We start from the raw sequence: 21,561 nt of genomic DNA, 5'->3' as shown, positions 1-21,561 counted from the left end.
ATGGCGCTTCATATCCGGGCGTCTGGCGACCCTCGCACCGATCCGTGGCAGGAGAATCTCACGATGACTGCGACGACAGGTGCTGCCCAATCAGCTCACCCCGAGCGCCCGGGCAGGTCGGATGGGGTCTGCAGCGAGTTCACCGTCTTCACCAAGATCAAACCGGGCCATGCTGATGCGTTGCGTGAGGATCTCGTCGCGCTCGCCGACGCGGCGGCCAGCGAGAACGTCCATGCGGCGGTGCGCAAGATCGGCACCCTGCATGACGCACGGCACGTGATCTTCGACAACGACACCCGGTTCATGTTCGCCAGTGTCTTCGACGGCTCCTGGGACACGTACATCGACGACTTCGCCCAGACGGTGGTCGGCGCCCGCTTCGACAAGGTCTTCTCGCACAGCGAAGGGTTCCCCGGCGTCACCGACCCAGGGGCGAAGGACTGGTTCGTCGCCCACCAGGAGCCCGCGGGGGTCTTCGTCAGCGCCTATCCCGATCTGACTGTTCAGCAGATCTACAAGGACCAGCGCGTGGACGACGCGTTCCAGGCGGTGCTGGACACCCCCGAATTCCGGGCGGCGCTGGACAATCCGGCCAACGCGGAGTTGCTGGCCACGCCGGCCTTCCAGAAGCTGATGGAGGAAGCCGCGGTCTAGAACCGGACACAACCAGCCTTCAGAGCCGACCCAACATCGGTGGGCCACGTCGGGTGCGGGTCGGCTGGTGCAGGTCTGCCCAGGCAGAGGCCGATATGGAGGCACAGGCGATCATGAACACGGCGGCAAGTAGCAGCGCAGCCAGCGTGCGCGTAGAGATCGACGACGTCCAAAGCGGGGCACTGCGTCCACGGCCCGTGCCGTACGAGGGAAAGTTCATGTTCCTGCGCGTCGACGACCGCCATGCCGGGCGCGCCCTGCTGCGGCGGCTGCTCCCGTTGACCTCGGGTGGTCTGCCCAGCGTGGACCCGAGCCAGGATGCCTGGGTAGCTGTGGCGTTCACCTACCAGGGGCTGAAGGCCCTGGGGGTACCTCAGGAGTCGCTGGACAGCTTTCCGCGGGCGTTTCGTGAGGGCATGGCCGCCCGGGCGGAGCTGATCGGTGACGTGGGCGGGAGCGCCCCGGCCCACTGGGAGGCGCCGTTTGGAACGGGCGACGTTCATATCGCGTTGAGCGCCCTGTCTTCCGATGGGGCGCAGCTGGGCAAGGAGCTGGAACGGGCCCGCGTCGCCTACGAGGACACGCCCGGTGTCCAGGTGATCTGGCAGCAGGACGTCCACCAGCTCCCGACCGGGCGCACCACCTTCGGATTCCGCGACGGCATCAGCCATCCCAACATCGAGGGCGTCGGACTGCCGGGCTCCAACCCGCAGGAAGTCCCCATCAAAGCCGGTGAGTTCATCCTGGGCTACCCCGACGAAACCGGCAGCCTGCCGCCCATGCCCAGCCCCGATGTGCTGGGGCGCAATGGAACCTACGTAGCCGTTCGCAAGATCCACACCAACGTGGCAGCATGGCGGCAGTACCTGCGCGCGAACAGCTCCAGCGCCGAGGAGGAGGCACTCCTGGCGGCGAAGATGGTCGGGCGCTGGCCGAGCGGCGCCCCGCTGACGCTGACGCCGGAGCATGATGATCCGGAGCTGGCGGCCGATCCGCACCGCGTCAACAACTTCCTGTACCGGGAGAACGACGATCGCGGCTTCCGGTGCCCCGCCGGCGCGCACATCCGGCGCACCAACCCCCGCGATTCCACCATCATCGGCGACGCACGGATGCACCGCCTCATCCGTCGCGGCACCACCTACGGCCCGCCGCTGCCCGAGGGCGTGCTGGAGGACGACGGCGCCGACCGGGGCCTGGTCGGCGTCTTCATGGGAGCCCACCTGGAACGACAGTTCGAATTCATCAAGGCTGAGTGGGTCAACGACGGCAACTTCATCGGCTATCCCGGCGAGAAGGACCCGGTAGCCGGGCACCACGATGGAACCGGCAGCGTCACCATCCCGGAGAAGCCGGTCCGGCGTCGCCTGCAGAACCTGCCCAGCTTCGTGGTCACCCGCGGCGGCGAGTACTGCTTCCTGCCGGGTCTGCGTGCCCTGCACTGGCTCGCCGAACTGGAGGACTGACGGCGATTCCTACCCGCTGCGGTCCGATCACGCTCTCCGAGGAGAGGTCGAAGTCATGGCAGCACAGTTCGTCCCCTACACGCCTGACGTCGAAGACGACGACCCGAACTTCGACCGCAACGTGCAGACGGTGATCGAGAAGACCGAGAGCTACATCGCCGAGTCGGTCAAGGCCGGAGGTACCGGACGGGCCCTTCGCGACGCCCACGCCAAGGGCTACGGGTTGGTCCGAGGGGAAGTGGAGATCCTGGACGGGCTGCCCCCCGAGTACGCCCAAGGCATCTACGCGACTCCGGGAACCCACGATGCGCTCATCCGCTTCTCCAACGGCTCGCCGCACGCCGGAGCCGACGCGCGACTGGGCGCCGCCACCGGACTGGCACTGAAGATCTTCGACATCCCCGGCCCGACCCTGCTGGAAGACGAACCGGACACGGGCACCTTCGACTACGCCAACATCAACGGACCGATCTTCTTCTGCAACACGGTCGAGCACTACCTGTTCATCCAGGAGCTGTTCCTGAACGCGCCGGCCTACTTCTCCCAGGGCCGACCCGGCGCACATCGTTTCTTCACCGAGTTCGTGACCGGAAAGGGAACGCTGGACCAGGACAACTGGGCGTGGGACGAGTTCCTGGCCTTCCTGCGCCTGTCAAAGACCCCTCCGGTGAACCTGCTGCTGTCGAGCTACTGGACGATGGGCGCGGTCCGGCACGGGGACTACATCGCCAAGGTGCGCATCACCCCCGATCCGTCCTTCGCCGCCGCGGTGGTCCGGCGCGCCATCGCCCCGGCCTCCGCGCAGGAGGTCTTCCGACCGGCCCTGCAGGCCGAACTGCAGGAGCGGCCCTACGCCTTCGACATCCAGGTCCAGCTCTGCACCGACCTGGAGCGCATGCCGGTGGAGGACACCACCGTGGAGTGGCCCGAGCAGCTTTCGCCGTCCGTCACCGTGGCCAAGCTGCGGCTGCCGCAGCAGGACATCTCCGGCCCGGACAATCTGGAGAAGATGGACGCACTGTCCTTCACGCCCTGGCGGGTCACCGCCGAGCACGCACCCCTGGGTAACATCATGCGAGCCCGCAAGGAGGTCTATCGGCGATCCTCCATCGAGCGCCACAAGCTCAACCAGCAGGCGCGCACAGAGCCCCGCAGCGCCGACGAGGTACTCGGCCCGACTCAATGAAAATTGACGTGACGGCAAGCGTCGGAGCGATCCGTGCTCGGGACTACCCCTGGATCGTCGCCCGTCTCGGTTTCCGTCTCATTCAGCCCCGTTCACGGAACGCTGTATGCGTCATCGGGAGGGGTGCGTGGGGTCGTGGTCAGGCCTCCTCCGAATGGATGTCGACGGTGATCACGGCGTTCTTGATGGCGGTCTGGACCGCGGCGACGATGGTCTCGGTGTCCGCACCCGTGCCGACCTGGCCCGCGAGTGCGGTGATCGCGGCGGACTGGGCGGCCAGGGTCTTGTCCATGCGCCGGATGCGGACCTGCATGTCCTTGAGGATGCTCTGCGGTTGCCACATCGGATTCGTTTCGTGGTCCGCCGCGTCGGAGGGGCCGCCGATCGCGTCCGTCTTCCATACGGCGTCGAAGATGTCCTTCTTGGTGATCCCCGCCATGGGGTCCTCCTCTTGGTCGGAGCCGGGGTTCCAACTCGCGGGATGCTTCAGTCGCTCGGCGACGTCGGCGCGCAGCGTGGCCATCGAGAACCCGCGTGGGTCGACCTTGTCGGAGCTCCACTCCAGGTGGCCGATCACGCTTTTCGCCGACCAGCCGTGAGCCCGGCACAGCGCGGCCTGGACGCGGACGATCGCCTGGTACTGCGCCTTGGGCCAGGGGTCTTTGCCGTCGCCGAGGTTCTCGCACTCCCAGCCGTAGAAGCGCGCGTTGCCGTCGATTCCGTTCGCGTTGCCCTTCGTGGGCGGGGTCGGACGGGTGCCGTAGGACTCGGCGATGACCTGCTCCAGCACACGCGGGTCGCCGCCGCCGGCGTGGTTGGCGCGGCCCCAGCCGACCATGTGCACCCGGCCGTCCTTCGCGATCATCCCGTGGCACAGAGGACCGGGCAGATCCGCGTAGCCGTCGCGGACGATGCGGACGGTGGAGGCGGTGCCTTTGGTGACCGTGTGGTGCACGATCGACCCGTTGACCGGACCCCACGGCCCCTTTGAATTCCGGTTGTGCGTACGCCAGTCACCGACTTCTACGATGCGCACGCCTTCCGCTCGCAAAGCGGATATGACCTGTGCGGCAGTCAGGGGCTGTGCCATGTGGTTCTTCCTTTCGCCCTGAGGTGTACGCGACGTTCCGGGACGTGCCCACCTCATTCTCTGCCCAGAAGTACGGACCACGTCACACACGTCGAACTCGCCGCCGCGACTGTGTACTTCGTGCCGTCCGTCAATGCCGTTCCGGATGCGCTGAAGTCGCCGGTTTTGACGGGAAGTCGCCGGTTTTGACGGGCCGTGGGGCCGGGGGTCACCCGCTCCTGCGGGGAAATGGCACGGCACCCCGATGGTCGTCAGGGGAGTCACCTCTGCCGTTCGGGCGAGGGGGCGTTGCGTACCAGCCGTCGTCTCCTCGGCCGCGCCGCATGCGTCGGCCGCACGGTCACCCGCGCACGTCAGGGGCTCCTGGACGGCTCGGTGGGTGGCTCGTGCGGCCGATGGGGGGGAGGGCGTGCTCTGTGTCGGATCAGGCGTTGGGGCGCTTGCCGTGATTGGCGTCCTTCTTCTTGCGGCCGCGGCGCTTGTTTCCTCGCTTGGCCATGGCGGATATCTCCCTTATTCAGGATGTTTCGGGCCTTCGTCAGTCTAGGTTCGACCCGGTTCCGCCGCATCAGACGTGCCGGGCCGTCCGGGCGCGCAATGCCTCGGCGAACCAGGCGAGGGCCGGTGTCGGATCGTCCGGTGGGGCCATGCGTTGATCACCGCGAGCAGCTGTAGGTACCGCAGGCGGCGAGGGTCGTTCGCGGTGTCCGGCAGGGTCAGCAGCCGGTGGCGCAGGCCCGTGTCGTCGGGGAGGCCGACGTCGCTCGCGTACGGCGTCCGACCTGGGCGCCGGGCAGAAGTCGCTGGAAAAGGCGCAGGGGCTGGGGGATTTCCCGGGCAAGGTCACGTGCCGGGTCGTGAAGGTGTCGCGGTACCCGGCACCGTAGCCCGGCCGAAGGCGCCGCTCGGGGCGTCACCCGTTCGGGTGCGTCCGGGTGGACGCCCGGGAAGGTGCCACGCAGGGTCGGTTCTGTCTTGCAGTCCCGCTCCGGCCTAGGAGTTTCCATGGCACACTCAGCGCCCGCGTCCGGCCCGGCCCGTACCGTCGATCAGGGGGACATGAACCCCTGGGCAGCGGGCGGAGTCATGTTCGCCGGCGTGCTGCTTCTCGTCGACGGGGTCCTCGGAGTGATCAAGGGCATCACCGGTCTCGCCACCGACGACGTCTACGCGCACGTCAGTAACTACACGTTCAAGTTCGATGTGACCACATGGGGATGGATCCACCTCGTCCTCGGCATCGTCCTCGGATGCGTCGGCTGGGGCATTCTCAAGGGCGCCGTCTGGGCTCGTGCCACGGGTGTGGTGCTCGCCTCCATCAGCCTGATCGTCAACTTCGTCTGGCTGCCGTACCAACCGGTCTGGGCGATCGTCTCCATCGCCATCGACGCGTTCGTCATCTGGGCCCTGTGCACGGCGACCGCGAAGGCGGTCATCTGAGGCAGCGGGCGCGTGAGGGAGCGGACCATGGATGCGGGGGAGAGGGAGAGGGTTGCGGTGCCGGAGGAGAACGCGGAAGAACTCGTCGCTCTTGCCGCCGAGGCGTATGTCTACGGCTGTCCGCTGGTCCACGGCCTGTCGACGGTCGAGGACTTCATGCAGACGGGCTCCGGCGCGCTGCCGCCCGCTCCCTTCAACCACTTCGCGCATGCGGGCCAACCGGTGGCCCCCGACGCGCACTTCGCGTCGGTCGGTGATGACGGCACGGTCCACTCCCTCGCCCATCTCGACCTTTCCGGCGGCCCGGTTCTCCTCCATGTCCCCGACACGGACGGTGCGTACTACGTGCTGCAGTTCGTGGACGCCTGGACCAACAACTTCGCGTACGTCGGCCGCCGTGCCACCGGTACGGAGGCCGGGGACTGGCTCGTCGTACCGCCCGGCTGGGCGGGCAGCGTGCCCGACGGGGTGCGCGGGGTGATCGACGCGCCGACCTCCGTCGTCACCGTCATCGGACGCGACGCCTGCGACGGTCCGGACGACAGGGAGCGGGTCCGCGCGCTTCAGGCACGGCTCGCCCTCACGCACGTCGAACCCGGGACCCACCGCACGGGCCTGCCCGCGCCCGACCCCGACGTACCGGAGTCGCTGCGCTTCTTCGAGCAGCTCAGGGTGTGGATGGCCGACTTCCCGCCGTCCGCGCCCGACCAGGCGTATCAGGACCGGTTCCAGCCGCTGGGGCTGCTGGAGGAGGGGCCGTCGCCGTACGTGTCCGCCGACCCCGGACTCGTACACGCGCTGACCGAGGGCCTGGTACGGGGCAGGGCGCGGGTGGCGGAGGCGAGCCGGTCCCCGGCGGCGGACGGGGGCTGGGAGACGAACCCGCATCTCTTCGACTACAACCTCGACCGGTACGGCGTCGGGACCATCGACTCCCCGCAGTGGCGGATCGCGGACCGGGAGGCCTCCTACCTGACCAGGGCGGTGGCGGCGCGGAACGCGCTGTGGGGGAGCCACGGCTACGAGGCGGTGTACGCACGCGCGTTCCGCGACGCCGACGGTGAGCTGCTGAACGGCGCCCACTCCTACGTACTGCGCTTCGACCGGCAGCCGCCGGTGGGAGCGTTCTGGTCCATGACCGCGTACGGCACACAGGGCCACCGCCTCGCCGGGAACCCGGCCGACCGGTCCTCGATCGGTGATCGCACCCCGGGGCTCGTATACGACGAGGACGGGTCGCTGACGCTGCACATCGGGAGGGAGCGCCCGGCCGGCCCGGCCGCGGCGGCGAACTGGCTGCCTTCGCCCGGCGGGGAGTTCCGGATCGTGCTCAGGCTCTACGTACCGGGGCAGGAGATCCTCGACGGTACGTGGGAGATCCCCGCCGTTCAACGGAGCGGGGCGGGGTGAGCGGCGCGGGGTGAGTGGTGAGTTTCGGGGCCGGTTTTCGGGCGTTGTCAGTGGGGCGGGTCACACTGGAGTCATGTGCCGCAGCATCAAGACCCTTCGACCGCCCGCACTCCCCGAAGAGGCCACCGAGGAGGAGATCCGGGCCGCCGCCCTGCAGTTCGTACGCAAGGTGTCCGGCTTCCGTGCCCCGGCCGCGCACAATCAGGAGGTGTTCGACCGGGCCGTCGACGAGATCGCCGGGGCGACCGCCAGACTGCTGGACGGTCTGGAGATACGGGGGGCGGTCAGGACGCCGTAGTGGCCGTCGCCGGCGCCGCTGTCCGGGCGGCCGCCTCGGCAGCCGGGCGGCGCATGACGTACGCGGCGAGGGCGCCCGCCGCGAACAGCGCGAGGACCGAGACGGCCGTACCCACCCAGGTCGCGCCGAGCCACTGGCCGCCGAAGTAGCCGAGGCCCACGCTGTAACCGGCCCAGGCCACGCCCGCCAGCGCCGACCAGGGCAGGAATTCCTTGACCTTGCGATGCGCGGCGCCCGCGCCCAGGGAGACGACCGAGCGGCCGGCCGGGGCGAAGCGGGCAATGATGACGAGGATGCCGCCGCCCCGGGCGAGGGCGACGCCGAGGCGTTCCTGTGCCGAGGTGAGGCGGCGGGACCGGGCGATGGCCCGGTCCAGGCGTTCGCCGCCGCGCCAGGCCAGCCGGTACGCGACGAGGTCGCCGAGGACCGAGGCGGAGGCGGCGCAAAGGATCAGCGCGAGGAGCGAGGGCACCTGGGACACCTGCGCGGCGGCGTTCGTCGCGGCAGCGGTGCCCGCGACGGTCGTCGAACCGGCGGCGGCTGCCGTGGCGGCGGCGATCACCAGGACTCCGCTGGGCAGCACGGGCAGAAAGACATCCAGGAGCACCGAGAGGGCGACCACGGCATAGATCCATGGGCTGCCGGTCAGCGCACCCATACTCTCAAGCACCTACTACTCCCCGATCCGGAACAACGCCGCGACGTCGCAGGGGAGCGGCAGGAGCGGCAGGGCCAGCTGTCCAGCGTACGCGTGACGCTCTTGCGGTGATCTATAAATACGGATGATGTTGGGAAGCTCACGTAAGCCTGCAAATGGGAAGCCCAGGTTCCGGGCGTAGGCGCTGCGGGCGGTGCAGGTGGTGCAGGTGGTGCAGACGGTGCAGGCGGCGCAGGTGATGTGCGGACCGTAGGCGATGTCCGGACCGGCCCGTGGGTGGACGGGCCGGTCCGGCGTGGGTCAGGCCATCGCCGCCGTCAGACCGTCACAGCCGGTGCCTGTTCGCGTGCGCGGTCCCCGGCGCGCTCCGCGCCGCCCCTGCTGAACAGCCGGTCCAGGGCCGACGCGCCGGGGCCGGTGAAGACCAGCAGGAGGAACGCCCAGCAGAAGACGGCCGAGGACTCGCCGTCGTTCTGCAGCGGGAAGAGTGCCTCGGGCTGGTGGACCACGAAGTACGCGTACGCCATGGAGCCGGAGCAGACGAGCGCGGCGGCGCGGGTGCCCAGACCGAGCACCACCAGGCTGCCGCCGACGAGCTGGATGACCGCCGCGTACCAGCCGGGCCAGGTGCCGGCGGGTATGGTGCCGCCGCCCATCGCGCCACCGAGGACGCCGAAGAGCGAGGCGGCGCCGTGGCAGGCGAAGAGCAGACCCACGGCGATCCGGAACAGGGCGAGGGTATAGGGCTGAGCCTGATTCAAACGTGCGTGCATGGGGGAGGGCTCCTTCGGTCTGAGGGGGACGTGAACCGATTGAGCGTCAAGGTCAGGGAAGCCTAACCAATGTTTGCAAGCTCAACATTTTGTCGACTGACTGAAAGGTGTCCTGTGCTCGTCGGTCGGGGCTCTGTCCGACACCGCCTCCATCTGCGCACCCGCCCTCGCGCCGTCCTGGCCCCTCCCGGATACGCGTACGGAGCCGTGCGGTGTGCACGGCTCCGTACGGCGTGGAGCGACGGGAGAGGGGGGAGGTGGGTTCAGCAGCCGTTGAGGGCGGACTGCAGGGCGCCCTTCTCGGCCGAGTCGACCGTGAGGTTGTAGTAGTGCTTCACGTGCACCCAGGCGCGCACGTACGTGCAGCGGTACGCGGTGCGCGGGGGCAGCCAGGCGGCCGGGTCCTTGTCGCCCTTGGACTGGTTGACGTTGTCCGTGACCGCGATGAGCTGAGGGCGCGTCAAGTCGTTGGCGTATGACTGTCGTTGGGCGGTGGTCCAGCTGCTGGCGCCCGAACGCCAGGCTTCGGCGAGCGGGACCATGTGGTCGATGTCCACATCGGAGGCGGCGGTCCAGGTGGCGCCGTCGTACTCCGAGTACCAACTGCCGCTGACGGCCGCGCAGCTGGAGTCCTGCTGCACGTTCGTACCGTCGCGCTTGAGGACGACCTCGCGGGTGTTGCAGGTGCCCGACTGGGTGATCCAGTGCGGGAACTTGTCGCGGCTGTAACCGGTCGACGAGCCCTCCGCGGAGACGGTCAGCTGGCTCAGGTAGGTGCGGGCGGTCGATGCCGACACCGGGGTGGGCATGGCTGCCTGGGCAGTGGGGGCGGTGAGCAGCCCGGTGGTTGCGGCGAGGGCGGCGGATGCGGCGACGACAGCTATGCGACGCGCGTAGACACCTGACATGCGAACTCCCTTGATGTGGGGGGCCTTGGACGGGTGACCCGTAGGGCCCGGCCATCGTGGCGGCGCCAGGTTTCCGTGGGGTGGGCGCCAGGTAACAGAGTGGCGACATGGGCACGTCACATCAAGGGTTCTGACCGACGGGGCCGGAGCATGGGGGCGTACGTCCGCATCTGCGCGGGCGTACGTGCTGATGCGACGACAATCCGCCTGTGGGACGGGTCGGTTCGCGCCTGTGGTCCGGGACGGGTCGGTTCGTGCCTGTGGTCCGGGGTGGGTCGGCCGTAGAGTTACGGGGTGCTGCTTCCGGTCGACATCACGCTCGGGGTCGTCCTCGCGCTGCTGCTCGTGGCGGCGGCGATCGTCGCCGCGCTGGCCTCGCTCGGACGGTCGCGCGAGATTCTGCTGGCCGGGCTGCGGGCCGCGGTCCAGCTCGCCGCGGTCTCCCTGATCATCGGCTGGGTGGTCCGTTCGCTGCCGCCGCTGCTGGGGTTCGTGGTGCTGATGTACGCCGTCGCCGTGCGGATCGCGGGTCGCCGGATCACCCGTAATCGGACCTGGTGGTGGGCGGCCCTGCCGATCGGGGCGGGGGTCGTGCCGGTGGTCGTCCTGCTGCTGCTCACGGGACTCGTCAAGGTCCAGGGCATCGCGCTGATCCCGGTGACCGGCATCCTCATCGGGGGCGCGCTGACCGCGACCGTGCTCGGCGGGCGGCGGGCGCTGGACGAGTTGGCGACCCGGCGGGGGGAGGTGGAGGCTGGGATGGCCCTCGGGCTGCTCGACCGTGACGCGAGGCTGGAGATCGCCCGGCCCGCGGCGGCGGACGCGCTGCTGCCGGGGCTGGATCAGACGCGGACGGTCGGGCTCGTCACGTTGCCGGGCGCCTTCGTGGGCATGCTGCTCGGCGGCGCCTCACCGGTGCAGGCGGGGGCCGTGCAGCTGTTCGTACTGGTGGCGTTGATGGCCGTACAGGCGGTGGCCGTCGCCGTCATGCTCGAACTCGTGGCACGGGGGCGACTGCACCGGGACTGAGGCCCGAGGGTGGTTATCGCGCGTCGATGTGCAGCCGGATCGAACCGTCGGCCGCCGCTTCCACCCGGAGTTGAGTCAGGTCCTCGACGTGCGCGTCGGGGGAGAGCGCCGCGGCCCGCGGGCCGACACCCACGACGCGCATGCCCGCCGCCCGGCCGGCCGCGATCCCCGCCTGCGAGTCCTCGAAGACGACGCAGTCCGCGGGGGCGAAGCCCAGCTCGGCGGCTCCCTTGAGGAAGCCCTCGGGGTCCGGCTTGCTGGCGCCGACGCTCCCGGCGGTGACGCGGGTGGCGGGCATCCGCAGTCCGGACGCGGTCATCCGGGTCCGGGCCAGCGCGGCGTCGGCCGAGGTGACCAGGGCGTGCGGGAGTGCCGCGATCGCGTCCATGAAAGCGGGCGCGCCGGCGACCGGCACGACGCCGTCGGTGTCGGCGGTCTCCTCGGCGAGCATCGCCCGGTTGTCCGCGTAGTTCTGCTCCATCGGACGGTCCGGGAGGAGCACCGCCATCGTCGCGTACCCCTGCCGCCCGTGAACCACCTTGAGCGCGGCCTCCGGGTCCAGCCCCTCCCGCAGCGCCCAACGCCGCCAGCAGCGCTCCACGACGGCGTCGGAGTTCACGAGGGTGCCATCCATGTCCAGAAGGAGGGCGCGAGCTGTGAGGACGGTGGCCGGCATGGGCGGGCTCCAGAGCGGGGGGGAGAAGCAGAACAGGAGGGGGAGAGGCCGAGGGGAGTCGAAGGAAAGTGAGAGAAGGGGGATATGTCGCAGGAAAGAGAAACAAGCAGCCTCGCCCGCCGGTCAGGGAGTGGCGGACGGAGGCTACTTTGTTCCATCACGATACAAAAACCTGTCCGGGAAAGCCAATCCGGGTGGGCCGCGACCGTCGGACCGGGTGTCATCGCAGGTCGCCGCAGCTCCCCGCAGGGCCCGTGGCGGCTCCCGCCGGTCCCGTTCGGCAGGCCATAACCATGCGGAACGGCCAGGATGGGGATGTAGCGGACCCGAGGAGATGTTCCATGGCCCAGCATCCGAGCCTCCCGGCCCCGGCCCCGGCCCCGGGTGAGGGCCGCTCCGCGCGGTCGGTCATGGTGGCCATCGGTGCGCTGCTCCTCGGCATGCTTCTGGCCGCACTCGACCAGACCATCGTCTCCACCGCGCTGCCGACCATCGTCAGCGACCTCGGCGGTCTGGAACACCTCTCCTGGGTGGTCACGGCCTACCTGCTGGCGTCGACCGCCGCGACCCCGCTCTGGGGCAAGCTCGGCGACCAGTACGGACGCAAGAAGCTCTTCCAGACCGCCATCGTCATCTTCCTCATCGGCTCGGCGCTCTGCGGCGTCGCGCAGAACATGCCGCAGCTCATCGGCTTCCGCGCTCTTCAGGGCCTCGGCGGCGGCGGCCTCATGGTGCTCTCGATGGCGATCGTCGGCGATATCGTCGCGCCGCGCGAACGAGGCAAGTACCAGGGCCTGTTCGGTGCGGTCTTCGGTACGACGAGCGTCCTCGGACCGCTCCTCGGCGGCTTCTTCACCGAACACCTCAGCTGGCGCTGGGTCTTCTACATCAACCTGCCGATCGGCGTCGTCGCGCTCCTCGTGATCGCCGCGGTCCTGCACATTCCGGTCCACCGTACGAAGCACACCATCGACTACCTCGGCACCTTCCTCATCGCCTCCGTCGCCACCTGCCTCGTCCTCGCCGCCTCGCTCGGCGGCACCACCTGGGCCTGGGGCTCGCCACAGATCATCGGTCTCGCCGTGCTGAGCGTGCTGCTGCTGATCGCCTTCGTGCAGGCGGAGCACCGCGCCGCGGAGCCCGTCATTCCGCTGAAGCTGTTCCGGATCAGGACCTTCAGCCTCGTCGCCGTCATCAGCTTCGTGGTCGGATTCGCGATGTTCGGTGCGATGACCTATCTGCCGACCTTCCTGCAGGTGGTGCACGGCATCACGCCGACGCTGTCCGGTGTGCACATGCTCCCGATGGTGGCCGGCCTGCTCCTCACCTCGACCGCGTCCGGGCAGATCGTCAGCCGCACCGGCCGCTGGAAGGTCTTCCCGATCGCGGGTACCGGTGTCACCGCGATCGGACTGCAGCTCCTGCACCGGCTCACGGAGACCAGCAGCACCCTGGAGATGAGCGTCTACTTCTTCGTCTTCGGTGCCGGGCTCGGTCTGGTGATGCAGGTCCTGGTGCTGGTCGTGCAGAACGCCGTCACGTACGAGGATCTCGGCGTCGCCACGTCCGGTGCCACCTTCTTCCGCTCCATCGGCGCCTCGTTCGGCGTCGCGGTCTTCGGCACGATCTTCACCAACCGGCTCATCGACAAACTGACCACGGCGCTGGCCGGCCGCACCCTGCCTCCCGGGGCCAGTGCCGAGGGGCTGGCCGCGGACCCACGTGCCATAGGCAAACTGTCGCCCACGCTACGGCCGTTGGTGCTCCACGCGTTCTCGACCTCGATCACCGACGTCTTCCTGTACGCGGCACCCGTCGTCGTGGTCGCTTTCGCCTTCGCCTGGTTCCTCAAGGAGGACAAGCTGCGCGGCTCGGTGACCGCCCCGGAGCCCACCGAGACCCTGGCGACGAACCCGGTCGAGCGGTCCTCGTACGACGAATGCGCCCGGGCCCTCTCGGTGCTCGCCACCAGAGAAGGCCGCCGCGAGGTCTACGTGAAGATCACCAAGAGGGCGGGGTACGACCTGCTGCCCGCGGCGAGCTGGATGCTGCTGCGCATAAGGCGGCACGGCACGGTCGAACCGGCCATGCTCGCCGACGTCACCCCGGTTCCGCTGCGGGTGATCAGCGAGGCGGCTCGTCAGCTGGAGGGGCGCGGACTGGTCCGGCGCGAGGGGATACAGCTGGTGCTCACCGAGGCCGGCGAGGAAGTCGTGGTGCGGCTGGCGAAGGCCCGCGAGGACTCGATGGCCGAGCTGCTGGGCGACTGGTGGGGACCCGAGCGGCCGACCGACCTCGTCCGGCTCGTGGCGGAGCTGACCGCCGAGACGAACGGGTCGACCAAGGAACGGCCCCACTGCCCCGAGCCGAGACGGGACCACGCGGCCGGACCCGCGTGAGCCGATCGGCTTCTAGAGCCACCTGAGCTCCTTGGCGAACCAGTGCTCCGCGTACTGCCGCCGGTGGAACGCCGGGACCTCCCGATAGCCGTGTTTCGCGTACAGCCCCCGCGCCTCGACCAGGTCGTTACGGGTGTCGAGCCTGACCGTGCGTACGCCGAAGGCGCGTGCCACGCTCTCGACGGCTGTCAGGAGCCGCCCGCCGCCGCCCGTACCGCGGTATTCGGGGCGTACGAACACCCGGGTCACCTCCGCGATGTCCGCGTCCACCACCAGCAGCCCGGCGCAGGCCGCCGGTTTCCCCTCGAACCGGCCGACGACGAACTGGCCGGTGGGTGGAACGAGCCGGTCGGCGCCGTCGCCGGTGAGCCCCTTGTCGATCTCCTCGGCGGTCGCGGGCCGCCCCCAGTAGCGGCTGGCGACCTCGTCGTAGTAGTCCCGACGCAGCAGCGCGGCGTCGGGACAGTCGAAGGGTTCGGGGGCCACGGTCCAGGTCATGCCGGTCATTCTGACCCCGCCATCGATGAACACGGGAGAGGGCGTGGACACCACAGATCCGGTTCCGGTTCCGGTTCGGGTACTGGCTCCGGTACCGGCCAGGGGTGTGGGCCGGATCGGCCCAGTACGAGCGGGTTTTCGGTCATTCTTTCGAGAAAGGAGGATGGCAGTCAGGTGAAGAGTGGGTTGATTGTGTCTACCCCATGGCGCAGTGCGAAGGTTTCACAGCACGTCCAGGTCGAGGACGGGCACAGAAACGGCGGGAGGGTCGGCTCAGCGTGGCGAATGCGGAGCACAGTGTGCGCGGAGACGCGGCGACGGGGGCGAGGACCGGGGCCGCCCGGGCCCTGCTCTGGCTGGTTGTGGCCGTACTGGCCGTACGGCAGATGGCGGTGGTGCTGCGGCAGCCGCCGGGGGAGCGGCTCACCGATCTGGAGACCTGGATCGGTGAGAACGGTGTCCTGCACGTGAAGGGCTCGCTGTACGACAGCGACCGGTTCACCGGTACCCCGTTCGCCGGGCTCGTACTGAAACCACTGACCCGGACGGCGGAACAGAGCCTCGGCGTCGCCTGGACCTTCGGTTCGCTGCTGCTCGTCGCCGCTCTGGGCATCGTCGCCGCCCGCGCGCTGCCGGGCCCGGTCGCCCGCCGCACCTCGCTGCTGGCCGCCCCGGTCGCGATCAGCCTGCTGATGCTGTCCCTGCCGGTCCGTAACGCGTTCCACCTGGGGCAGACCAGCATCCTGCCGGTCCTGCTGGTGCTGCTGGCCTGTTTCGCGGTCCGCGGGGAACGCGCCTCGGGCCTCCTGATCGGGATCGCGGCCGCGCTCCAGCCGACCGTGCTGCTCTTCGCGGTCCTGTTCTGGCTCACCGGCCGCCGGCGGGCCGCGGTGACCGGCGGCACCGCGTTCGCCGCCTGCACGGCCCTGGCCTGGGCCGCGATGCCGAGCGACTCGTGGACCTACTGGGTGCACCATGTCGCGGGCGCCGGGCTCGGTGACAATCCGGACAGCCTGGCCAACCAGTCCCTGCACGGCGCGCTGCTCCGGTTCGGCTTGGCGGGCCCGTTCGAGATCGTGCTGTTCGCGGTGCTGGCGGTCGCCGTCTGCTACCTCGGGCTGCGCCGGGCCGTACGGTACGCCCGCGACGGGCAGCTGCTGCTCGCCGTCGCCGTGACCGGCTGCGTCGCCATCGCCGTCTCGCCGACCGCCTGGCAGCACCAACTGCTGTGGGTGCTGCTCGGATTGGTCGGCCGGGTCGGCAAACGGGCCTCCGACCGGCTGGTGTGGCCGGCGGTCGTGGTGCTCGTGATCACGCTGCCGGGGCAGATGCTGCTGCCGAACATGGCGGCGGTCTTCCCCCTGCGCGACAACGTGCTGCTGATCGCGGCACTCGGCGCGGCCTGCGCGGCACCGTTCCTGCCGCGCACGTCGCCGTACTGGCAGCGGCCGATCCCGACCGACTACGCGGCCCCCGTTCCGGCCCGCTGGAGCCGCGTTCCGCTGCTGCCGTTCTGGCGGCGGGTGCTCGGCCGGCCCAATCTGCTGCTGGAACTGCTCCTGATCAGGGTCGTGTACTCCGCGTACGCGCAGGTCAGGCTCGCGGCGACGGCGGGCCGCGGCACCGCCGAACACCACGGCCGTCAGATCCACTCCCTCGAACAGTGGCTGCACATCGACATCGAGCACTGGTTCAACCACGCGGTCGTCGAGGTCGGCTGGCTGAAGGACTTCTTCTCCTACTACTACACGACGTTCCACTTCATCGTGCCGCTGGCGATCCTCGGTGTGCTGTACGTACGACGCCCCGTCGACTACCGCTGGGTCCGCAGCTCGATCGGCTTCGCCACGCTTCTCGCGCTGGTCGGCTTCTGGCTCTACCCGCTGGCCCCGCCGCGGTTGATGCCGGGGCTCGGTTTCATCGACACGGTCCATGGCGTCCAGGACTTCGCGAAGCCGGACTACGGAGCGCTGACCGAGATGACGAATCAGTACGCGGCGATGCCTTCGCTGCATTTCGGCTGGTCGCTCTGGTGCGGTGTGGTCGTCGTCATGCTGGCCCCGAAGCCGTGGATGAAGGCGCTGGGGTTGCTGCACCCGCTGTTCACGGTCTCCGCGATCATCGCCACGGCCAACCACTGGGTGCTGGACGCGGTGGGTGGTGCGGCTGTCGTCGCGCTCGGCTTCGGGCTGACCCACGTACTGTCGGGGCCCCGGAGACTGCGGTCGCCGGCCGTGCCGACGACGCCGAAACCGCACGACGACCTGGCCGTCTCGGTGCCGGTACCGAGACCGACCGGCGATGCGGTGGGCAGCAAGCAGCATCAGGGCCTGTAGGGCGCGCGAAGTCCGCGGCATCCGCCCATCGGCCCGGGTCCGCCACTCGAACGGCTCAGTCGGGCCGAACGGCTCAGGAGGATGTCCCCAGGGCCCAGGTGGCGAGGGACAGCGTCGCCATGGACACCACCGTCGACGCCACCACGGAGTTGCGGGCCAGCCGGGTGTCCAGGCCGTACTGCTGGGCGTAGATGAAGGCGTTCTGAGCGGTCGGCAGCGCGGAACAGAGCACGACGGCCAGCAGCTGATGGTCCGGCAGACCCAGCAGCGGGCCGCCGACGGCGACGGCGATCAGGGGCTGGACCAGCGTCTTGAGCGCGACGGCCACGACGACCTCCGCACTTTTCGTACGTACGTCGGCCCCACCGCCCTCCGCGCGCTCACCTTCCTCTGCGCGCTCACTGCCCTCCATGCGCTCACCGCCCTCCGCGCGCCGCACAGCCGGAACACCGGTCGCCGGGCGGGCGTTCAGGGACAGACCCAGCGTGATCAGGGCCGTCGGTACGGCGGCGGCGCCGAGGGCGTCGCAGGAGTGGGCGAGGGCGTGCGGCAGCCGCAGTCCGAGCACGGAGACGACGACACCCAGCAACGAGGCCATGATGACGGGGTTGCGCACCGGCATGGTCAGCATCCGCCGGAACACCAAGTCCTTCCCGGAGCCCGCCCCCGCCCCCGCGCCCGATCCCGTGTCCAGCAGCGTCAGGATCACCGGGGAGACCAACAGCACCTGGAACAGGATGATCTGAGCGACGAACGACGCGTCGCCCAGCACCTGGACCGCCACCGGAATGCCGAGGTTGGCGGAGTTGACGTAGCCGGACGCCATGCTGCCGATCGCCCGGTCGGCCGTGCCCCGGCCGAAGAACCGGCCCGAGGCCGCGAAGCCGAGACCGCTGACCAGCGCCGTGCCTGCCGCGAAGGCCACCATCGAGGAGTTGGTGAACGCGTCGAGACGCGCCCCCGAGACCATGGTGAACAGGGCGGCGGGCATGGCCACATGGAAGACGAACCGGCCGAGCACGGCCTCCGCCTGCTCCCCGAGGAGGCCGCTGCGGCCGACCACGTAGCCGATCGCGGTGAGCATCCAGATGGGAGCGAAAGCGGACAACAGGGCGTGCATGCCCGCCATGATCCTCGCGCTGTTGTGCGCTTCCCCGACCGGGGTTCGGACGGGGCGCGCGGTCAGTGCGTGGCGTCGACGGCGTTGCTGACCTGAAGCTGCTTGATCCCGTTGAGCCATGCCGAGCGCAGCCGCCGCGGGTCGCCGACCAGCCGCAGGTCCGGCAGCACATCGGCGATCGCGTTGAAGATCAGGTTGATCTCCATCACGGCGAGTGACTTGCCGAGGCAGAAGTGCGGACCGCCGCCGCCGAAGCCGAGGTGCGGGTTGGGATCGCGGGTGATGTCGAAGGTTTCCGGGTTCCCGAAGACCTCGGGGTCGTTATTGGCCGAGGAGTAGAACAGCCCGACCCGGTCGCCCTTCTTGATCTGCTGCCCGCCCAGTTCGACGTCCTGCGTGGCAGTCCGCTGGAAGGAGACCACGGGGGTGGCCCAGCGGACGATCTCCTCCGCGGTCGTCTCCGGCCGTTCGCTCTTGTAGAGCTCCCACTGATCGGGGTGGGTGAGGAAGGCGTGCATGCCGTGGCTGATGGCGTTACGGGTGGTCTCGTTGCCGGCGACGGCGAGCAGGATCACGAAGAAGCCGAACTCGTCGGAGGAGAGGTTCCCCTGTCCCTCCGCGGCGACCAGCTGGGAGACGATGTCCTTGGCCGGGCATTCCTTGCGGGCGGCCGCCAGGTTCATCGAGTACGAGACGATCTCCATGGCCGCCTCGGTGCCGACTTCCTCGGTGATCGCGTACTCCGGATCGTCGTACGCGGCCATCTTGTTGGACCAGTCGAAGATCCTGGACCGGTCCTCCTGCGGTACGCCGATGAGTTCGGCGATGGCCTGGAGCGGCAGCTCGACGGCGATGTTCGTGACGAAGTCGAAGGAGCCGTCGCCGTCGGCCGCGGTGAGCGCCGTCTCGACGATCGAGCGGGCGCGGCTGCGCAGGGCCTGCTCCAGGGAGCGGATCGCCCGTGGTGTGAAACCCCGTTGGATGATCTGGCGGACCCGGGTGTGTTCGGGCGGGTCCATGTTCAGCATGATCAGCTTCTGAACCTCTATCTGGTCGCGGTCGATCGACTCGTTGAAGCGGATGACCGCGGTGTTGGTGTTCGAGGAGAACAACTCGGGGTGGGTGGAGACGTACTTGACGTCCGCGTGCCGGGTGACGACCCAGTAGCCCTCGTCGTCGAAACCGGAGATACCGGCCGGCTGGGTGCACCACCAGACCGGTGCGGTCTCCCGCAGCTGCGCGAACTCGGGGTGCGGTATGCGGGCTTGGAGCAGATCGGGGTCGGTGAAGTCGAACCCTTCGGGCAGATGGGGGCAGGGCATCGGCAACTCCAGGTCGGTCCGAGGGCCGCCCGGAAGGTGTCTGACGACCCATCAGAAGTTGCCCGAAAGGTAGTAACGAGTTCTACAACTGGCAAGAGGGGTGGCCCGATCTGTTGCGTGAAGAGTGGGTGAGGCAGGCATGAAGTGGGCGCAAGGTGCGTGCACGACCCTTGCGTACCGGGGGTAACCCTCATAAGACTGCGTGGAGAACTAGAACGCGTACTAGTTCCTTCCGTGGGCGCCGGGACGCCTCTGCGGAAGTGTGAGGAGAGGACGAGCTCATGGCCGCGGAACCCGTCATCGTCGAAGCCGTACGCACTCCCATCGGCAAGCGTGGAGGCGCGCTCGCCAATCTGCATCCCGCCTATCTGCTGGGCGAGACCTATCGAGAACTCCTCGGCCGCACCGGCATCCACGCCGACTGCGTCGAACAGATCGTCGGCGGCACCGTCACCCATGCCGGCGAACAGTCGATGAACCCGGCCCGCAACGCCTGGCTCACCGTGGGTCTTCCGTACGAGACCGCCGCCACCACCGTGGACTGCCAGTGCGGTTCCTCGCAGCAGGCCTCCCACATGGTCGCCAACATGGTCGCGGCCGGAGTCATCGACATCGGCATCAGCTGCGGCGTCGAGGCCATGTCGCGGGTGCCGCTGGGCAGCGGCTCCAAGCACGGACCGGGCAAGCCCTGGCCCGACGAGTGGAACGTGGACCTGCCCAACCAGTTCGAGGCCGCCGAACGCATCGCCCGCAAACGCGGGCTGACCCGGGAGAACGTCGACTCGCTCGGGCTGATCTCGCAGGAGCGGGCGGCCGTCGCCTGGGCCGAGGAACGGTTCAAACGGGAGACGTACGCGGTCCAGGTGCCGACCACCGAGGAGGAGCAGACGGCCGGGCAGGGCATGTGGCGCCTGGTCGACCGGGACGAGGGGCTCCGGGACTCCACGATGGAGGGGCTCGGCCGGCTCAAACCGGTCATGCCCACCGCGGTCCACACCGCGGGCAACTCCTCGCAGATATCCGACGGCGCCTGCGCGATCATGTGGGCGTCCAAACGGATGGCGCGCGCGCTCAAGCTCAAGCCGCGCGCCCGGATCGTCGCGCAGGCACTGGTCGGTGCCGATCCGCACTTCCACCTCGACGGACCGATCGACGCGACCCGCGCGGTGCTCGGCAAGGCCGGGATGTCGCTCAAGGACATCGACATCGTCGAGATCAACGAGGCTTTCGCATCAGTGGTGCTGAGCTGGGCCCAGGTCTTCGGACAGGACCTCGAAAAGGTCAACGTCAACGGCGGCGCCATCGCGCTCGGCCACCCGGTGGGCGCCACCGGGGCCCGGTTGATCACCACGGCCCTGCACGAACTGGAGCGTCGCGACAAGGAGTTCGCGCTGATCACGATGTGCGCGGGTGGCGCGCTGGCGACGGGGACGATCATCCAGCGGCTGTGACACCGCGCCCCGTTCGGCAGGGTGGACCCCCGGACCGGAGGTTGTTGCCAGGTGTACCTCCGGTCCGGGTGTCCACGCCGGTACCGGCGTGGACACCGGTGGTCGACCAGGTCCGATCGGCCACAACGCCACGTACATGAGGTCGGGGCCGCAGATCGTGTGCTGGTTCGACGCGGTCGCCGAGCGGCACTGAACCGCTCAGTACGGCACGTGGGTGGGAAAGGTGGCGGTGGGGCCGAACAAGGTGGCGTATCCGTCCTCGTGCTGGCGGCGGTGGCGCCCGGACCGGGTCACCTCGGGGACGGAGGGCGAGAGCGTGAGTCGTCCGTCGTTGGCGAGCTCCTGGACGCGCGTCAGCAGCGCCCTTACGTCGAGGCCCAGTTCGGCGGCGACCGTCTGTACGTCGAGACCGGACTCCCAGCTCCACAGCAGCACGGAGTCCATGCTGGGCGACCAGAATACGGGGACGTCCACCTCGGCGGGCGGCACCGGGGGAGGAGGAGGGACCGGGGCCGGTGGCGTATCCGGTGATGCGGTGAACGGGGCAACGAGCGGTGCGACGGAGGTCTCTTCGCGCGGATGCGGTGCGGGGAGCTCGGAGGCGGAAGGGGGTTCGTCCGCCACCTGCCGCGCCGCTTGCGGGGGCCCGTTCAGGAGCTCCTCGGCGAGGGACCGCGCGTCACTGCGGCCCACCGTGCGTCGTGCTAATCGCACTTCGCGCTCGTTGAGGCCCATCAAATCCGCGATCGAGCCGTCGTCACCGACCGTGATGGCGAATGCCGCGAGCGTTCTGCTCCGCTCCGCCTGCGCCTCGTCGAGCAACGCCTGTGCCAGACGCATGCGTTCG

At 69.3% G+C, this 21,561-nt stretch carries 20 protein-coding genes; 10 read left to right on the top strand and 10 right to left on the bottom strand.

Annotated elements, in window-relative coordinates:
• Positions 1-63: 63 nt before the first annotated feature.
• The 3 genes from OH735_RS10760 (at position 64) to OH735_RS10750 (ending at position 3,306) form a co-directional block, all read left to right on the top strand.
• Positions 64-654 (top strand): hypothetical protein, encoded by a 591-nt coding sequence (locus OH735_RS10760; protein ID WP_406381156.1) that lies wholly within the window; start codon positions 64-66, stop codon positions 652-654.
• A gap of 113 nt (positions 655-767) precedes the next feature.
• Positions 768-2,120, top strand: coding sequence for a Dyp-type peroxidase (locus tag OH735_RS10755; protein WP_406381155.1), 1,353 nt, complete (start codon positions 768-770; stop codon positions 2,118-2,120).
• Between the two features lie 55 nt (positions 2,121-2,175).
• Complete coding sequence (locus tag OH735_RS10750; protein ID WP_406381154.1) at positions 2,176-3,306, top strand: catalase family protein; 1,131 nt, start codon at positions 2,176-2,178, stop codon at positions 3,304-3,306.
• A gap of 139 nt (positions 3,307-3,445) precedes the next feature.
• Here the strand turns inward: OH735_RS10750 and OH735_RS10745 are convergent, their stop codons facing one another.
• Positions 3,446-4,396, bottom strand: a complete 951-nt coding sequence (locus OH735_RS10745) for an N-acetylmuramoyl-L-alanine amidase (protein WP_406381153.1) — start codon at positions 4,394-4,396, stop codon at positions 3,446-3,448.
• Between the two features lie 424 nt (positions 4,397-4,820).
• Complete coding sequence (locus OH735_RS10740) at positions 4,821-4,895, bottom strand: 50S ribosomal protein bL37 (protein ID WP_406386517.1); 75 nt, start codon at positions 4,893-4,895, stop codon at positions 4,821-4,823.
• Between the two features lie 506 nt (positions 4,896-5,401).
• On the opposite strand from OH735_RS10740, the gene OH735_RS10735 reads away from it, so the two are divergent.
• From OH735_RS10735 to OH735_RS10725, 3 genes are all read left to right on the top strand, one after another.
• Entirely contained in the window at positions 5,402-5,836 is a 435-nt protein-coding gene (locus OH735_RS10735; protein WP_406381152.1) for a hypothetical protein, read from the top strand.
• A gap of 27 nt (positions 5,837-5,863) precedes the next feature.
• On the top strand, positions 5,864-7,246 hold the full coding sequence (locus OH735_RS10730) for a DUF1254 domain-containing protein (protein ID WP_406381151.1): 1,383 nt from the start codon (positions 5,864-5,866) through the stop codon (positions 7,244-7,246).
• A gap of 73 nt (positions 7,247-7,319) precedes the next feature.
• Positions 7,320-7,544: a DUF2277 domain-containing protein gene (locus OH735_RS10725; RefSeq protein ID WP_406381150.1), complete on the top strand. Its 225-nt coding sequence runs from the start codon at positions 7,320-7,322 to the stop codon at positions 7,542-7,544.
• On the opposite strand, the gene OH735_RS10720 is transcribed toward OH735_RS10725, so the two are convergent.
• The 3 genes from OH735_RS10720 to OH735_RS10710 form a co-directional block, all read right to left on the bottom strand.
• Positions 7,531-8,214, bottom strand: coding sequence for a DedA family protein (locus OH735_RS10720; RefSeq protein WP_406381149.1), 684 nt, complete (start codon positions 8,212-8,214; stop codon positions 7,531-7,533). The genes OH735_RS10725 and OH735_RS10720 overlap by 14 nt on opposite strands.
• A gap of 305 nt (positions 8,215-8,519) precedes the next feature.
• On the bottom strand, positions 8,520-8,975 hold the full coding sequence (locus OH735_RS10715; RefSeq protein ID WP_406381148.1) for a DoxX family protein: 456 nt from the start codon (positions 8,973-8,975) through the stop codon (positions 8,520-8,522).
• A gap of 263 nt (positions 8,976-9,238) precedes the next feature.
• Complete coding sequence (locus OH735_RS10710; protein ID WP_406381147.1) at positions 9,239-9,883, bottom strand: HNH endonuclease family protein; 645 nt, start codon at positions 9,881-9,883, stop codon at positions 9,239-9,241.
• A gap of 294 nt (positions 9,884-10,177) precedes the next feature.
• Between OH735_RS10710 and OH735_RS10705 the strand changes: the two genes are divergently transcribed.
• Complete coding sequence (locus tag OH735_RS10705; RefSeq protein WP_406381146.1) at positions 10,178-10,912, top strand: ABC transporter permease; 735 nt, start codon at positions 10,178-10,180, stop codon at positions 10,910-10,912.
• Between the two features lie 13 nt (positions 10,913-10,925).
• Here the strand turns inward: OH735_RS10705 and OH735_RS10700 are convergent, their stop codons facing one another.
• Positions 10,926-11,588 (bottom strand): HAD-IA family hydrolase, encoded by a 663-nt coding sequence (locus OH735_RS10700; RefSeq protein WP_406381145.1) that lies wholly within the window; start codon positions 11,586-11,588, stop codon positions 10,926-10,928.
• Between the two features lie 341 nt (positions 11,589-11,929).
• Here OH735_RS10700 and OH735_RS10695 point away from each other — a divergent pair, with 341 nt between their 5' ends.
• Complete coding sequence (locus tag OH735_RS10695; protein WP_406381144.1) at positions 11,930-13,987, top strand: MFS transporter; 2,058 nt, start codon at positions 11,930-11,932, stop codon at positions 13,985-13,987.
• 12 nt (positions 13,988-13,999) lie between these two features.
• On the opposite strand, the gene OH735_RS10690 is transcribed toward OH735_RS10695, so the two are convergent.
• Positions 14,000-14,485 carry a GNAT family N-acetyltransferase gene (locus OH735_RS10690; protein ID WP_406381143.1) on the bottom strand — a complete coding sequence of 162 codons (486 nt, stop codon included), beginning with the start codon at positions 14,483-14,485 and terminating at the stop codon, positions 14,000-14,002.
• Between the two features lie 347 nt (positions 14,486-14,832).
• Between OH735_RS10690 and OH735_RS10685 the strand changes: the two genes are divergently transcribed.
• Entirely contained in the window at positions 14,833-16,821 is a 1,989-nt protein-coding gene (locus tag OH735_RS10685; protein WP_406386516.1) for a bifunctional glycosyltransferase 87/phosphatase PAP2 family protein, read from the top strand.
• A gap of 73 nt (positions 16,822-16,894) precedes the next feature.
• Here the strand turns inward: OH735_RS10685 and OH735_RS10680 are convergent, their stop codons facing one another.
• Both OH735_RS10680 and OH735_RS10675 read right to left on the bottom strand, forming a co-directional pair.
• Complete coding sequence (locus OH735_RS10680; protein ID WP_406381142.1) at positions 16,895-17,941, bottom strand: AEC family transporter; 1,047 nt, start codon at positions 17,939-17,941, stop codon at positions 16,895-16,897.
• A gap of 62 nt (positions 17,942-18,003) precedes the next feature.
• Complete coding sequence (locus OH735_RS10675) at positions 18,004-19,263, bottom strand: cytochrome P450 (RefSeq protein ID WP_406381141.1); 1,260 nt, start codon at positions 19,261-19,263, stop codon at positions 18,004-18,006.
• Between the two features lie 281 nt (positions 19,264-19,544).
• Between OH735_RS10675 and OH735_RS10670 the strand changes: the two genes are divergently transcribed.
• Positions 19,545-20,714 (top strand): steroid 3-ketoacyl-CoA thiolase, encoded by a 1,170-nt coding sequence (locus OH735_RS10670; protein ID WP_406381140.1) that lies wholly within the window; start codon positions 19,545-19,547, stop codon positions 20,712-20,714.
• Positions 20,715-20,912: 198 nt separating this feature from the next.
• Here the strand turns inward: OH735_RS10670 and OH735_RS10665 are convergent, their stop codons facing one another.
• Positions 20,913-21,554, bottom strand: a complete 642-nt coding sequence (locus tag OH735_RS10665; protein WP_406381139.1) for a hypothetical protein — start codon at positions 21,552-21,554, stop codon at positions 20,913-20,915.
• Between the last annotated feature and the right edge of the window lie 7 nt (positions 21,555-21,561).

The sequence above is a fragment of the Streptomyces sp. NBC_01618 genome (genome assembly GCF_045209435.1).
Classification (GTDB): domain Bacteria; phylum Actinomycetota; class Actinomycetes; order Streptomycetales; family Streptomycetaceae; genus Streptomyces.
Note: the sequence above shows the minus strand (reverse complement) of the source record. Positions and strands in the feature narration are given on the sequence as shown.